Annotated in this window: 14 protein-coding genes; 10 read left to right on the top strand and 4 right to left on the bottom strand. The window is 43.1% G+C overall.

Annotation, left to right across the window (positions count from 1 at the left end; genetic code table 11):
- Positions 1-11: 11 nt before the first annotated feature.
- From AB4Z45_RS16130 to AB4Z45_RS16115, 4 genes are read right to left on the bottom strand one after another with little or no spacing between them, the layout of a single operon-like run.
- Complete coding sequence (locus AB4Z45_RS16130) at positions 12-1139, bottom strand: GerAB/ArcD/ProY family transporter (RefSeq protein WP_441910342.1); 1128 nt, start codon at positions 1137-1139, stop codon at positions 12-14.
- A gap of 13 nt (positions 1140-1152) precedes the next feature.
- Positions 1153-1386 (bottom strand): hypothetical protein, encoded by a 234-nt coding sequence (locus AB4Z45_RS16125; protein WP_441910341.1) that lies wholly within the window; start codon positions 1384-1386, stop codon positions 1153-1155.
- Positions 1387-1398: 12 nt separating this feature from the next.
- A complete protein-coding gene (locus AB4Z45_RS16120) occupies positions 1399-2619 on the bottom strand; it encodes a Ger(x)C family spore germination protein (RefSeq protein WP_441910340.1) in 1221 nt (406 codons plus the stop codon).
- Complete coding sequence (locus AB4Z45_RS16115; RefSeq protein ID WP_441910339.1) at positions 2616-4118, bottom strand: spore germination protein; 1503 nt, start codon at positions 4116-4118, stop codon at positions 2616-2618. Before AB4Z45_RS16115 ends, AB4Z45_RS16120 begins: the two co-directional genes overlap by 4 nt.
- A 303-nt stretch (positions 4119-4421) precedes the next feature.
- Here AB4Z45_RS16115 and AB4Z45_RS16110 point away from each other — a divergent pair, with 303 nt between their 5' ends.
- From AB4Z45_RS16110 to AB4Z45_RS16065, 10 genes are all read left to right on the top strand, one after another.
- Positions 4422-4940, top strand: coding sequence for an RNA polymerase sigma factor (locus AB4Z45_RS16110; RefSeq protein ID WP_441910393.1), 519 nt, complete (start codon positions 4422-4424; stop codon positions 4938-4940).
- Positions 4933-6258 carry a hypothetical protein gene (locus tag AB4Z45_RS16105; protein ID WP_441910338.1) on the top strand — a complete coding sequence of 442 codons (1326 nt, stop codon included), beginning with the start codon at positions 4933-4935 and terminating at the stop codon, positions 6256-6258. Before AB4Z45_RS16110 ends, AB4Z45_RS16105 begins: the two co-directional genes overlap by 8 nt.
- A 271-nt stretch (positions 6259-6529) precedes the next feature.
- Entirely contained in the window at positions 6530-7333 is an 804-nt protein-coding gene (locus tag AB4Z45_RS16100) for a carbonic anhydrase (RefSeq protein ID WP_441910337.1), read from the top strand.
- Between the two features lie 545 nt (positions 7334-7878).
- On the top strand, positions 7879-9231 hold the full coding sequence (locus tag AB4Z45_RS16095; RefSeq protein ID WP_441910392.1) for a lytic polysaccharide monooxygenase: 1353 nt from the start codon (positions 7879-7881) through the stop codon (positions 9229-9231).
- Positions 9232-9673: 442 nt separating this feature from the next.
- Complete coding sequence (locus AB4Z45_RS16090) at positions 9674-9949, top strand: acyl carrier protein (protein WP_441910336.1); 276 nt, start codon at positions 9674-9676, stop codon at positions 9947-9949.
- Positions 9950-9974: 25 nt separating this feature from the next.
- The gene (locus AB4Z45_RS16085; RefSeq protein WP_441910335.1) at positions 9975-11411 is read left to right on the top strand and encodes a hypothetical protein; all 1437 of its coding nucleotides are present in this window, start codon (positions 9975-9977) and stop codon (positions 11409-11411) included.
- A 22-nt stretch (positions 11412-11433) separates the two neighbouring features.
- A complete protein-coding gene (locus AB4Z45_RS16080; RefSeq protein WP_441910334.1) occupies positions 11434-12540 on the top strand; it encodes a hypothetical protein in 1107 nt (368 codons plus the stop codon).
- A complete protein-coding gene (locus tag AB4Z45_RS16075; RefSeq protein ID WP_441910333.1) occupies positions 12512-13687 on the top strand; it encodes a radical SAM protein in 1176 nt (391 codons plus the stop codon). Before AB4Z45_RS16080 ends, AB4Z45_RS16075 begins: the two co-directional genes overlap by 29 nt.
- A 16-nt stretch (positions 13688-13703) precedes the next feature.
- Positions 13704-14687, top strand: a complete 984-nt coding sequence (locus AB4Z45_RS16070; protein WP_441910332.1) for an ABC transporter ATP-binding protein — start codon at positions 13704-13706, stop codon at positions 14685-14687.
- Positions 14684-15493 (top strand): ABC transporter permease, encoded by an 810-nt coding sequence (locus AB4Z45_RS16065; protein ID WP_441910331.1) that lies wholly within the window; start codon positions 14684-14686, stop codon positions 15491-15493. Before AB4Z45_RS16070 ends, AB4Z45_RS16065 begins: the two co-directional genes overlap by 4 nt.
- Positions 15494-15505: the final 12 nt, after the last annotated feature.

Raw genomic sequence — 15505 nt, 5'->3', positions numbered from 1 at the left:
TCCCATCACAGCTATGCTTGCTCATTCTCAGTTGTATTCTCCTGCTTATTTCTACTCTCGCCCGGTCCTCGAAACAGTAATATACCTAGAATGAACAAGGGTACAAAAATCGTGAAAATCGTAGCAAAGGGTGTCCAGTTTTTGGTGAGGAAGTCATTGATGGAAATCGTGTTTGTGTAACATAACAACGCTAGAGCGATCAATCCAAATCCCATGGGAATGACATATGGTTTCGGATCCTTCAATTTGAATAGCTGGCAGAGCCCAATCAACGATGCATCAAACGTCAGCACAATCTTCATCACGATGGATAAAATCCAAATGAACATCATAATCCCTTCAATACGTTCAAGAAAATGGCCGATGTTAATATTTTTCGCCAGCACGTAGGCCGGAAATAATTGATTAGCGGTGACGGAAGCTCCCATTACGCCTATACATCCCACAGTAATGATGATTAGCACAATTCCACCGATGACGGTCCCCCATACAAAGCCTCGTCCTCTTTTTGCTGATTTTGCTACATAAGGATAAATCATGAGCAGCACAATCATTTCCTGAAAGCCGGAAAAGGAGAAGCCAGCTTTTATAATGGGCTTAAAACCGTATTCCAGTATGGGTTCAAAGTCTATAAAGTCTATTTGAGGGAAGATAGGTATGATAAGTAAGCTGAGCATAAAAAATAAGATCGGAAAAAATATTTGCACCGCACGGGAATAAACGACCATGCCTGCTCGTACGGCAAATATAACAATAATGACAAAGATAATGAGTAATATTTCAATCGGCGTTTCCGGCAAGGTTTGTGTGGTTAGGAAAAAACCGAGATCCCCAATCATCAGAGAGGTGAGCAAGTAGAAAAAAGCGATAAAACAGAGACCGAATACATTGCCGATCCACTTTCCAAAAGCAAGATGGCACATCTCAATGAGTGTTTTGTCCCCATATCGGTTACCGAGACTGACATAAATAAGGACGCTTAGAATGTTGAGTCCGATTCCTACTATGGCTGCGAGCCAAGCATCCTGTTTCGCTACCAAAGTAAGTCCTGCAGGCGTAATGAGGATGGAGGTGCCAATCATGAAAAAAATGACTAATATCGTGAAAGTGCGAACACTTAAAGTATCTGGCTTCATCATCGGTCTTTTCCTTTCAAGACATCAAGGAGTAGATTGCACGAGCGTAAGGAGATATTATTTTTTCTATCCATTCCAAAGGGTTAGGCGGTATGTTCATATACATGAAAGCCAGACTGCCAGAGGTTGCTGTTATCATAATGAATACAACCAGTAGAAGCTCTTTCATCCTGCGCTTGCCGAATAGGGGTGGGATTTCTACAATGGAAACCCATGTCCATGCACCGATTATACCTATCCATAACCACATAGCTGCCGCCACCTATTTTTTAATTGTGCTTCTAACAGACTGTACCGTAGTACCAATTCGCCGAATAGTGCACTGGGATTGAACGGTGATATTCACATTTTCGAATATTTTATCCCAATCGTTAATGCCATGCCACATTTTCGGGTTGGAACGATGAAGTGCTGAACCAAATCCAAATATATCTGTTTTAACTTGCTTTTGAAATTTGTGAAGCGTGCGGCTCAGTATATCTTCCAGTGTCTTATCGGCCAGCTTGTTTAGTTTGGCTAACGTTTCCGGCTGAGTGATATCAAGCTCACAGCTAATGTCTGTTATATCCTGCTCCGTTTTTAAAATGACTTCGAATGCAGGAGTTTTATTTTTCGTATTTACGCGTATATCCGTATGAGAATGGACGACTTGAAGACTTATGTTCCCTTTGCTCTCTGGACAAGCGATTGTGCCAGTTGTTTTGACGATATTATTTTGAATATAATTGAGCACCTTTGTGTCGTTTTCATTCAGCCAGCCTACCATACGATCCCGTTTAAAAGCGGCCATACCGGTGTATTTGAGGATGACCTTTGGTTCAACATTTACAGCATCAGTTATTTTATCGCCTTTTGAAGGACTGCCTTCGATTTCTATAGCGGTTAAAGTCGCTCCTTTTCCTTGCTGGGATAAATCTTGAATAAGCCTGTCCAATGTGATTTTTCCGGTTGCAGCCCATACTCGGTCAGAGGTCTCCAGCTTGGTGTACAAGTTATTCGCAGGAATCGGATCTATAGGGCTGTACATGTTTAAAATTTCACTTGCTGTTGTTTTTTTAGCTACGATGAGATAAAAGTCTGTTCTCATCTCACGGTTTCTTGCGATAAAATCGAGCGGCTTGCTGATTCCGCTGCGAGCTACATCCTCGCCTATAATTAATATCCGCAGGTGTGAGTAATATAGTTGTCGTGCCGCCTTAACCGTCATTCTGCTGAGGGCATCCGGTACAGAAACACCTGTTGCTTCATAAGAGACTACTGGACTGAAGTTGTTTGATCCTGCGTGTTTATTGCTTACCTGACCTGGATTAACAATTTGAGCAGTTACATTGTATTTATCGCCTTTCTTATCGATGGCAAGCCCTACCACGATACTAAGCTCATTTAACTCATGTCTGCTCCAGCAAGCAGTCATGAGAACGGCGGAGATTAGAAGAACGACGACGACAAGAGGGAGCCTGACAGATGATGTAGAACGTATCATGATTTTTTCTGCCTCACTAGATTTTTTGGTTTAAGGCTTTTGGGGCGTGTAATCATGGAGCGCAATGGCATACGAAAAAGAGTATCTTTCTGATCTGTACTGTTGAAGGGAGCCAGTGGCGCCATATAAGGAACGCCAAATGACGTGAGGCTGCATAGATGAAAAATGATCCCAATGATACAGATAAATACGCCGTACAATCCAAAGGATGCTGCCATGATCATCAGTAAAAAACGGATAATTCGAGCCGCAATGCCTAGATTAAAAGCAGGGAGTACGAAATTCGAAATGGCCGTTATGGAAACCACAATTACCATGGCAGCGCTGACGAGGCCAGCTTCTACAGCGGCTTGTCCGACAACCAGTGTTCCTACGATAGAGATCGATTGTCCAATCGTTTTTGGCATTCGTACACTGGCCTCACGGAGAATCTCAAAGGTAATCTCCATGACCAGCGCTTCTATAAAGGCTGGGAAAGGAACGCCTTCTCGCTGGCTGGCTAGATTATAGAGCAATGTCGTTGGAAGCAGCTCCTGGTGAAATGTTGTAATCGCAATATAGAAAGAGGGTGTAATGGTAGCTATAAGAAAACACAAAAAGCGGAGCAAACGAATCAGTGTGCTGAAATCCGTTCGTTCGTAATAATCCTCGCTTGATTGAAAAAACTGCGTAAACAGTGCAGGAACGAGCAGTGCAAATGGAGTTCCATCCACCATAATCGCGACTCTTCCCTCCAGCAAACCAGCAGCAACCACATCAGGTCTCTCCGAATTAAATATGGTTGGAAAAGGTGAATATTTCTTATCTTGAATATGCTCTTCTATATAGTTGCTTTCAAGAATTCCGTCGATATCGATTTTCTGCAATCGTTCTCTAACCATTTCAAGCACACTATCTGAAACAAGATTTTCGATATAAATGACCGAAACTTCTGTCTGAGTGACACTTCCAATTTTATAGGTCTCAAACCAAAGGTGCCGACTGTTGATTTTTCTGCGAATCATAGCGGTGTTCCAACTTAACACTTCAGTAAAACCTTCACGGGGACCGCGCACCACGGATTGAACGTTAGGTTCTTCAACCGAGCGAGCTCTAATATCTTTTGTGTCAACAGCAAGAGCTTCAGCACAATCATCAAGAAGCAAGATGCTGTTTCCAGCAAGCAGCATATCAAACATTTCATTAAATGATTTGAGATCAAATATGGCTCCTTCAGGAATGACACGATCTTTGTAGTAATCCATCAATTCTGTCGAATCAGAATATTGATTGCTCTCATTGTTTCCCGAGTAGACGGATTGAAGCATAGCATTTGAGCTCGATAGCCCAGCAATATATACAATGGCTCCTTGGATGGACACATTCTTTGCTAAATCCACTTGGAATTGACGCAAAATCAGGTCGGGACTATGGCCAAGATTATCCTGCAGCTTTTTTAAATTAGTTTTTAAATCCTTTTGCAACAGCTGGTCATCAATATTGTCTGTTGAATTAATCATCTGAGTACCTCTGATCTGATGGTTAATATGGTATCGTTTAGTTAGGATATCCTCGTTTCCCATATAGATACATATTTATTGCGGCAACAGGATTATTAAGGGAAGTGAGGAGGTCAACTCCATTCCTCAAATTCACGAATACCCACACGATTAAAATCCCAACTAACCATAAAACAGGAAATTCGCCGTTTACATTCCTACCCTTGCTTACTAGAATAGGGATATTTTTTATAAAATTTAAGCCAAATGCTGAATTACTTTGTCTAATAGGTATAAGAAGAAAAATAAAGAGGGTGGGTATCAATTATTAGATTAGTAGAAAAAGCTCAAAAGGGTGACGATAAAGCCTTTTTAAAGCTATTCCAAAAATATGAACAAGATATATATCGCATGGCTTATGTTTATGTCAAAAATAAAGATGATGCTTTGGATATCGTTCAAGAAGTGGCATATCGTTCATTTAAAAAGATAGATACATTAAAAAAACCAGAGTATTTTAAAACATGGTTAATTAAAATTTCCATTAGTTGTGCTATTGATTGTTTAAGAAAAAACAATAAGGTGGTTCAACTAAGACCAGAGCATGAGGAGTTAATTGATCCTTATGTTGAAATTATCCCTCTATCATTAACACTTGATCAATTATTGGATGAGTTAAATGAAGATGAAAAGAGTATTGTCATTTTAAAATTTTACGAAGACTATTCATTTAAAGAAATAGCCGAGATGTTAAATATTCCATTAGGGACGTCAAAATCAATATTATATCGTGCATTAGATAAGCTTCGTAAACAAGCTAAGGGGGTTGGGATTTGTGAATAATATAGTAAAGCAAGAATTAGATAGAATCGAGATTCCAAAAGAATTACATGAGAGAGCGAAACTTGGGGTGAAAATGGCGAAATCGGAACAACTAAAAAGGAATTTTAATAAGCGGTTAGTTTTTCCCTTAGTAGCTTCTTTATCTCTAGTTTTTTCGATTGGAGTAGGAGCAGCCACTATGCCAAGTTTTAATAATTTATTATCTATCGTTAGTCCACAAATTGCGTTAATGCTCCAACCTATCGAAATGAGTAGTGAAGATGATGGTATTAAGATGGAAGTAGTCGCTGCGATGAATGATGATGAAATGGCAGTTATATATGTGACTATGCAAGATCTTACAGGCAATAGAATAGATGAAACTCTTGATCTTTATGATGATTACTCGTTTTCTGAAGGTCATATGTTTAATATTCAAATGGTAGATTACGATGAAACCACTAATACTGCGACATTACGAATGCAAGCTAACAGTGGCGAGCGACTTAATAATAAAAAAATAAGTTTTCGAATCAACTCTTTCCTAAGTCATAAACAAACATTTGAAGAAGTGAAGGTTAATGCTAATCTTATGGAAGCAAAACACAATACACCTCAAACGATATCATTAGATTTAAATAATAGTCCTGGTGGCGGTGGGAAGATTTTTGAAAAATTAGAGGAACAAAGAACAATACAGGTTTTAAAGCCAGACGAAAGCAAACTTTATCTTCCAGAAATAAATTTTATGCATATATCTAATTTAGGTTTTATTGATAATCGACTTCACATCCAAACGAAATGGACCAGAGATGATATAGATAGTCATGGATATTTTTATTTTATTGATCCTTCAGGAAATAAAATACATACTTCCAATGTATCTTTTGGAATTGATGATTTAGGAAATACGAATTACGGGAACGAATATGTCGAATATATCTTTGACATCGATAATTTAAACATAAACGATCTGAAACTAATGGGGTATTTTGTATCTAATAACAATTACACAGTAGGCGACTGGAATACTACATTTAAAATGCGGTCGGTTAGTGAAGAGAAAAATACAGCCTTTTCCAAGGGTTTTGGGACGTGGATGGCCAATCGTATGACCGTTTCACCATTAGGAGTAACCTTATATGGAATTGGTGAATTAAATAACTCTAGTAAAATTACAGTAACGGCTAAAATGAATGACGGCACAGTTCAAACATTTGATTCTATGACTAGCTATAGTGATAATGAGAAGGTTATAGCGAAATTCATACCTGCTTTGCCTTTAGATATTTCAAAGATTGAGGCCATCACTATCGATGGAGTGGAAATCGATTTTTAATGGTTGGTGTAAGATAAAGAGTTTTTTGAAAAGTAGATGATAAACGGGAGAGTGGAGCAACAGCTGCGGCAGTTGCTCCATTATTTAGGTTAGCCAGTAATCATCAAGATGAAAATATGAGTTTTATGTTCAAAATATTCAATACGCACAAAATAATTCTAATTATTTACAGTTCACCAAGTTGTTGGTACTATACTGTAGGAGGTGTTCGAAGCAGCGTACCGCTTTTTGTATCATTCAATCATAACTTATTAAGGAGATGAATTGATTTATGAGCACACATTTGACTAAATTACTCACAAGCGCAGCTATGCTAGTTCTGCTAGCTTCAACTGTCGCTTATGCAGCACCAGCATCAAAATCCGAGAGCGAAGCACCGCATTGGAGCTATGAAGGCAGCACTGGACCAGAGCATTGGGCCCATCTTAATGCGGAATATGCTGCTTGCAGTGCTGGAGTGGAGCAATCACCAATCGATATAGATAGCGACGAAGCAAATAAAAATGGCAACAAAACGAAGGTGACCGTCCATTACAAACCAACCTCCTTTACCTTCGGCAATAGCGGACATACCATTCAAGCCAATACATCTTCAGCTGCCAATCAGTTGACAATAGGCGATACTAAATACACATTGGCTCAATTCCATTTCCATACACCGAGTGAACATTTAATAAACGGAAAAGCATCCCCCTTGGAGCTGCACTTTGTACATAAGAGCAAGACTGGAAATCTAGCTGTGCTAGGCGTACTTATTAAGGAGGGTAAAGAAAACCCGGCCTTGACTGAAATTTGGTCCAAGCTGCCAAAAACAAAGACTGCTGCTGATTTTGTTTTGAAAAACAAAATTGATCTCAGCAAGCTTCTTCCTAGTGACCTGGACGCTTATCGCTACCAAGGATCACTGACGACTCCGCCTTGTTCCGAGGGCGTGAAGTGGACTGTTCTAGAGAAGCCTATCGAAATGTCGAAAGCTCAAATAAAAGCATTTCAAGCCATATTCCCTGATAATCATCGTCCTGTTCAACCCCAAAATAAACGTACCATTGCTGAAATAGAAGTAAAAGCAATTTAATATAGGAGAACAATGTAAGTATCCTAATATGCTGCAGTGGCGAAAACAAATTTAGGTCTTTATACACAAAAAATGGTAATAAATGCATCCTTGTGTCATAAGCTTAGGTCGTTGGGGTTGGGTGCAAGACCTATTTTGAGCGTAAAAAATATTAGTTCTAAAATAGCAGTGCAAAATAATAACGTTTACATTATGATTGATTCATAGAACATTCCTCAGCTACAATCCGATTTTAGAGCCTTTCATCTCCACCACACTTCGGTACAAACATCCGGAAAGTTTTGGCTTTTTACCAAACCTCACACCTTCCCATGAACCCAAACCATACCCAATTTACTTTCACTGCTCATTTTTTAATGCGTGTATAAGCTCTTAGGAGTTTATATAAATTCGGATTCTTAAGGAGTTGGTCGCTTAAAAGTGAACCTATCTTTATAGACGTCGCTGCTAATGATGAGAGGGGGGAAATGATACTGATATCCGCATGCTGTTAGGAAATGGATGGATTCTAAAACCAGACCAAAAACCTAGGAGGTAATGTGATGATGAATCAGATTCATATGAGTTCGAGTTTGAAAAAGCGTGTGATGGTTGCTTGTCTTGTTCTGCTGCTCCTATTAACCAGTATGATTGCTTTCGTTAAGCCTGTTTCTGCACATGGTTATATCGATAATCCTGCAAGTCGGGCGATACAATGTAAAAATGGACTGAATACGAACTGTGGCGCAATTATTTATGAGCCGCAAAGCCTCGAAGGATTAAAAGGTTTTCCAGCAGCTGGACCTGCAGATGGTAAAATCGCCAGTGCCGGCCTTGCTGCCTTCGCCAATCTTGATCAACAAACAGCTACACGCTGGAATAAGGTCAATATTAGCAGCGGTACCAATACATTTACTTGGAAGTTCACAGCCCGTCATGCGACGACAAGTTATCGCTATTTTATTACCAAGCAAGATTGGAATCCTAATGCTCCGCTTTCACGTGCACAGCTTGATCTGACTCCGTTCTGTACGGTACAGGGGAACGGTCAACAGCCTCCTGCAACGTTGTCCCATACCTGTAGTGTACCAGAGAGAACTGGTTATCAAATCATCCTTGCTGTATGGGATATTTATGATACACCAAACGCTTGGTATAACGTAATTGATGTTCAGTTTGGCGCTTCAGACAACGTTGCCCCAACTACTCCAACGAACCTTACAGCAGGTACAGTCGGTACAACAACAGCTTCACTATCATGGGGAGCTTCAACGGACAATAATGGTGTCTCAGGTTATGAGATCTATTCCGGCTCTAACACCTCGCCAATAGCAACCGTTCCGGGAAATCAATTAAATGTCAACCTGACGAATTTGATTGCAGGAACCACCTATAACTTAACCGTCAAAGCGTTTGATTCCTCCGGCAATCGATCTCCAGCCAGCAATAGCGTACAAATAACGACGGTTCAGATCCCGAACGACACAACTCCGCCAACTAACCCGTCTGGGCTTCATGTTATGGGAGCGGCTGGCTCAAACTCACTTACGCTGATGTGGAACGCCTCAACGGATGCATCTGGCATCGCTGGTTATCGCATTTATGTCGGTTCAAATGTCGTTGCAACCGTAACGGGCACAGCTACAGAGAAGCTCGTTACGGGTCTTGCTCCTAATACTTCCTATACGTTCACGGTTCGTGCTATTGATCCATCTCAAAATGAATCAGGCAACAGCAATGCAGTCACCGCTACGACGGCTCAAGGGCCAAGCGCTACACCATGGGCTGCTAATACGGCATATGCAGCGAATGCTCTAGTCTCATACAATGGTGCGACGTATAAATGTATCCAACCGCACACTTCGTTAGCAGGCTGGGAGCCTAGCAACGTTCCCGCGTTGTGGCAGCTGCAGCCATAAACTAATTATGCCCTCGGAGTTGAATGGGAGCTCCGGGGGGCTTTTTTGTTTTAGATGAAAATAGTACAAAAAACTAAAACGAGCTGCAGCAAAATGATGATTAGATTAATTTTTTGAATTTTAGGTTAAAAAGTCCTAAATAAGTGGTCGGTTTTGAATAGAATTAATCCATATTGGTGTATGAATTTGTCGCAATTCAATGCCGAGGTTCAAAATCAGATGATTCTTGCTACCTATTCGAAGGGTATTCGCGAAATTATATTGAAAAATAGTGTAAATGATCTACTCTATTTTCGTTGACAGATTCTTGCTAGAGCATGATAATAATTGTAATTTATAGGAATTGGAGGGATAAACAAGAATTTGTTTTTATTTGGTCAGAATTTGTGAAAGTGAGGATTCGGATGCTCCTCATACATTAAACCTTTAAAGGAGTGTAGTAATGTTCGATAAAATTGCTGATATTTTGTGCACGATTAAAGAAGACCAGCCGGAACTCCGCCATTCCCTCTCCCCTGAAACGAATCTGAACAATGATATTGGCCTTGATTCTTTGCAAATGATCCAGTTTATGCTCCAAGTCGAGGATCAGTTGAATGTGGCCATTGACTATGACGAATTCGATTATGAGCATCTCCAGTCGATCGGAGCTTTTATTCAGTTTGTGAAAAGCTGCCAGCCGCAAGGCCAGTCGTTGTACGAAGATGCTAAATCGTAAAGCCGACGTGATGGTGAAAATGGTTATGGGTACCTTCGACCCCGAAACGAGGTGGAGAGATCCTGATCTTGCCCAGCTGCCTGCTATGCCGGACAAGGATAGTGAGTCCATTGTCCGATGCATGGATGAGCTGCTCTTTCCGTTTTGCGGGCCTAATGATATCCTCTACAGCCGTTGCAAAATCAACCCAGCACTGCATGAGTATTTGAATGGGCTAGGTTTTTCGTTTGGAGCTCGTTATCACTATGATTTGAATGATGAGAAGGATCCCTTGCCCGAACCGGACTTATTTAAATCTTGCATGTTCAGACTAGCGGCCGATCAAGCAAGGCTCACCAAACCGGCAAACAAAGTGCTTCAGACAACCGGTTCCGGTTTCCACGAGGGTGTGGTTTTGCAGCAGATGAAATCACAGGGTGAAGAGAGGTTCTCAAGCGCTGCCAAAATGGTGTCCCCGTACGCCATAACATCGGATACGGAAGCGTACCTATACGCCGCCGCACCTAGCGGTTCCTTGCCAGATCTAGAGACGGTTGTACGTGTTAATTCAAAGCTGTATTCCAACAGGCTCTTGGTTAGAATAGGCGAGAAGTGTTACGGCATAGAGGCGAACAGCGCAGCAGAAATAGAGACGGTCGGAAGTGCTCTATTGAAGAAGGGGCACTATTTATTGAAAGATCCCTTCGGCGTTGCTGGCAAAGGCAATATGCTCATTGACAGCGAATCCATGCAGCGAAGAATAACGGATCACTTGCATAAACAGGAGGAAAGAGGTTTGCGCTCTCAATTCCTGCTTGAGCCGCTGCTAAAGAAAAAGACCGACTTCAGCTCTCACTGGCTCATCAAGGAGAGTGGCGAGGCGGCGTTCATTTCAGTTCAGCGGATGATTAATCACCAGCAAAACTATAGCGGGTCTATCAAGGCGGATGATGTTTTTATCAGCATGCTGGAGAATGCTGGATATTTCAACGTGATGGGGAAGGCGCTCCGGCTGCTGGCGGGAGACGGCTACCACGGCTTTGTCTGCTTTGACTCCATGATATTGGAGGACGGAAAAGTCGTATCGATTGTAGAGATTAACGCCCGCAAGTCCATGGGACTTATTAACGCGTATCTCGATAAATGTTGGGAAACGTACGGACATAGCGGCTGGCTAACGTTTTTATCCCTCGGATTACCGGAAGGCTTCGAGTTTGACACTCTACTGCACGCATTGCGTGCATCTGAAATTCTGTTGACAACCCCCTCAGGATACGGGGTTGTTCCTCTATCATCCAATACCGTAATGATAAACGAGATTCTGACTCGCCGCCGAATGGCGGAGGGAACGCAAAACAAACGAGGCATGCCGAAGGGACGGCTTTATGTCTCAGTCGTAGGCCGAGATGATGAACACCGCAGCGAACTGATTAACAGCTTGCGACAGGTGCTCGCCGACTTATCCGTTAAAGTGTACAACTAAATTTGGAACGCGGGAGCTGAGCATGAATTCATCTTCAGTTATTTTGCTGGCGTCGGGTAATTCGCTCGGCGCGTACATTCCGGCTATGCATCTGCATACGTACCTGCAAAGCATAGGAGTCGAAACGGATATTTACGTTCTGGAGAGCTTGTATGACGAAAAAGTGCGAAGCAGGATCAGATCCACCAAAAAAGCATTTCATGCGGATTTCGCCGTTGCTCTTATGGGGCATAAGCTGGCCAAACCCGTTGACAATTCCTTGGACGAGGTAGAGGTTCAGAGACTGCTGAAAGCTTGGAAACAGGCCGATGTCACCCGTTTTGCGGTGTTTACGGGTTTCTGGCTGCCTATACTGGAGAGTTACAAGGCAGATTCTAACAAGCAATTGGACATCCGGCTGATTCGAATGGATGCGTGGGATACCCCGTCGTTTAAGGTACATAAGCAGTTGTACCCCGTCTATAAGAACGTTTGGTTTTACGAGCTTCAAAAAATGTTTCCGGGCAGTTACATTGCTTCAGACGAAGCGGAGCCTTTGCCTTTCTGGCAGCGTGCCGGACGCATTCTGATCCATGGCGGTGGCTGGGGAATCGGCACCTATGCCAAGACGATCTCAGAGCTTCGAATGCTCGGACACCGTCTGGATGTCATTGTTTACGATCCTTCAGAGGTGGAGGAGGATGACGGGACCACGCGATATTTTGGGACGGAGGTCTCCTGGGATCCGTGGAGCAGCGACAAACAAGGGAGACATTCTTTCCCGCCTATGCTTCAGTATATCCGTGAAAACGGAATTCTTAGGGAGTATCCCCTCAAGGATTACTCAGCTTATACCGAGCTGATGCGCAATTGCTGGGCGATCATCAGTAAGCCGGGGGGAGCGACTTTGAACGATTCGTTGTCGCTTGGAATCCCATTTGTCATGTTGGAGCCGTTCGGCGACCATGAGCTTCATAATTCAACCTATTGGGAATCTTGTGGATTCGGAATCCGCTTTACGGAGTGGAAAAACCAACGTTTTTCGGAGCATTTGCTCGAGGAGACTTGCAGACGATTATTAGAGCAGCGGTCAAAAATTAACCATTTCGGGAGGATCACCTATGCAGCCGAAAACAGCAGTTACGTTTGACCAAATCACGTTTCGTAATATGAAAAGAACGCTCGTTCCGCTCGCGGAAACCGGAAGGAAGCGCAGAGATGATCCAACTTATGCAGCACCCGTGCCTTATGAGATAGGAATCAAGCTTAATAATGGCTGCAACCTACGCTGCACACACTGCTTTGAGTGGAATCCGGATGGCTTCCATCACGGTTTTGCCAAAGAAGTGAAGAAAGATGAAATCGATATTCCCGTCGTGGAGAAGATTTTGGCTGAAACGAGAGCACGCAAATCACGTGTTTTCCTGTGGGGCGGCGAACCGTTATTTTACTCCAAATTCGATGAGCTGGCAGAATTGCTATCCAAAGAAGAACGTTACACGACGATTTGCACGAATGCGATTCTCATTGAGCAGAAGCTGGATTCCATTCTGAAAATGTCAGAAAATCTGGTCATGCTGGTCAGCCTTGAAGGCTTCGAGAAGGAAAATGACGCAATCCGAGGTAAAGGCACGTTTAAGAAAGTAATCCATGCAATCCAGCTGCTGCTAGATCTGAAAAAGCAGGGTATATATAAAGGCAAGGTTTCTGTGGCGTTGACGGTTAACGACCAGATGGTCGGCAAGCTTTACAGCTTTATGGAATTTTTTGAAGAGATGGGCGTAGATTCTGTCTATTTCTGCTTCCCCTGGTATATCCCTTCTGATACGGCGGATAGAATGGACACTTATTTCGATGCTCATTTCCCGCACCTTGCCTCCCGCTTTGCAGACGATCACAAGAATAGTTGGCACTCCTTCACGTTTCACATCTCGCCAGATAATTTTGATATTTTGCTCGAAGAGCTTAAACGCGTGAATTCCCGAATTTGGAATGTGCGTGTCCGTTATCAGCCTGCGCTGGAGCCCGAAGAGGTGGAAGGATTTATCCGGGGCAGCGAGAAACCGGCTATGAATCGTACGAAGTGCTTTTCGATCTCGAATCGGATGGATGTGATGCCGGACGGCAAAGTGAATCCGTGCAAATTTTTCCCCGAATTCAGTGTTGGGAATTTGTACGAGGAAAGCGTAGCCGATATTTTTCATGGTGAAGATCTTCGGAAACAGCGCGAAATTGTTGCCTGCGGTTTAATGCCGATATGCTCTAAGTGTGTGCTGCTGTACAACAATGGAGTTTAAGCCAGGAGGAACAGGGATGGGCTATATCCGTGTGCGGGAGCTGCACAAATCGTTCGTGTACTACCGGAAAGCTGCGGGGCTTAAAAATTCGCTGAAAAATTTATTTGCTCGCAAGTCGCTGGTAAAGGAAGCGGTCAAATCGCTCTCTTTTGACATAGGCCCCGGCGAATGCGTCGGATTTCTCGGACCAAACGGGGCGGGTAAAACGACAACGCTCAAAATGCTGTCTGGCATTCTCTATCCGACAGGCGGAGAAGCCGATGTGTTTGGTTATGTGCCATGGGAGCGGAAGAATGAGTTCAAACGGCTTTTTTCCATTGTGATGGGGCAGAAAAATCAGCTCTGGTGGGACCTTCCAGCTAGTGAATCGATTTATTTGAACAAATGCATTTATGACGTCGAGGATGCTCTCTACCATCGGAGTCTTGCTGAGCTATCGGAAATGCTAGATGTGCAGGATCTTCTGAACGTGCAGGTGCGCAGGCTATCGCTGGGCGAACGGATGAAAATGGAGCTGATCGCCGCGCTTATCCACCGCCCTAGCCTGCTTTATCTCGATGAACCGACGATCGGGCTTGATTTCCCCTCCCAGAAGAAGGTTAGAGAGTTTCTGAAATACTACAATGAGCAGTTTGCTGCGACGATTTTGCTTACGAGCCATTACATGAAGGATGTGGAGGACCTCTGCAAGCGGACGATCATTATTAATGAAGGAAGCCTTCTGTACGATGGCGATCTTCACAAGATCAACGATCTGTTTGGCGAGCAGAAAATTATAAGGCTGCACTTCTCCGAACCTGTTGCCCAGCAGCGGCTGGCCAAATTCGGGAAAATGGTAAGCGGAGACGAATACAACGTTGTTCTAGAGCTGCCCAAGCATCGTTTGAAGGAAGTGTCGCGCGCCGTTCTCGATTCGTTTCCAATCATCGACTGGACGATAGAAGACGTACCGATCGAGGAGAGCATTTCCATGCTCTATCGCAAGGAAGCTGTAGGATGAACAGACGCAGATTGTACATGGCAGTTTTTAGGGTGGGCGTCCAGCATTCGATGGAATACCGATTTCATTTCTTTCTTGGTCTTCTTGGGGCTGCTTTTCCAATTCTCGTTCAATATTTTATTTGGACGGCGGTGTACGAACATTCCGGCAAGGCGGCGTTGTTCTCGTATTCGTATGGTCAAATTATTTTGTATACGATCTTGGCAGGGCTGGTGTCCAAGCTGATTGCTACCCAGTTTGAGCACGAGATTGCCGGCGATATTAAGAATGGCGGCCTTAACAAATATTTGATTAAGCCAGTCAGCTACTTCGGGTACCGGCTGATGTCCTTTTTCGGTCAAAAAGCGATCTATTACGGTATTACTGCACTTTTGCTTATTTGTATGATCTGGATTTCAGCCGCTAGGGAAGTGCTGGATATCCAGATCGTACGTATAATCTTGTTCGCTGTGACGCTGTGGGGTGCGCTTTTGCTCAACTTTTTGATCGCCTACTGTATTTGCGCCAGCGCGTTTTATTTGCATGAAATCTCATACTTTTTTGTGATTACAAGTTTGCTGGTCAATATTTTGAGCGGCGGTATGTTCCCTTTGGAAATTTTCGGAGAAAAGGTTGTAAAGGCGCTTCAATATACTCCTTTTCCGTATACCATTTATTTTCCGGTGAATGTTCTGAGCGGTAAAACAGAGACGATGGCTATGTATCAGGGGCTGTTTATTCAAGCTGGATGGATATTGCTCTTCTTGCTCATTTCCCGTCTGACGTGGCGCGTATCCATAAAGAAATATTCGGCGGTCGGGGGGTAGCAGACGTTCCGT

The sequence above is a fragment of the Paenibacillus sp. MCAF9 genome, assembly GCF_052114265.1.
Taxonomy (GTDB): Bacteria; Bacillota; Bacilli; order Paenibacillales; family Paenibacillaceae; genus Pristimantibacillus.
The sequence above is the reverse complement of the archived record's forward strand: the minus strand, read 5'-3'. Positions and strand labels throughout refer to the sequence as shown.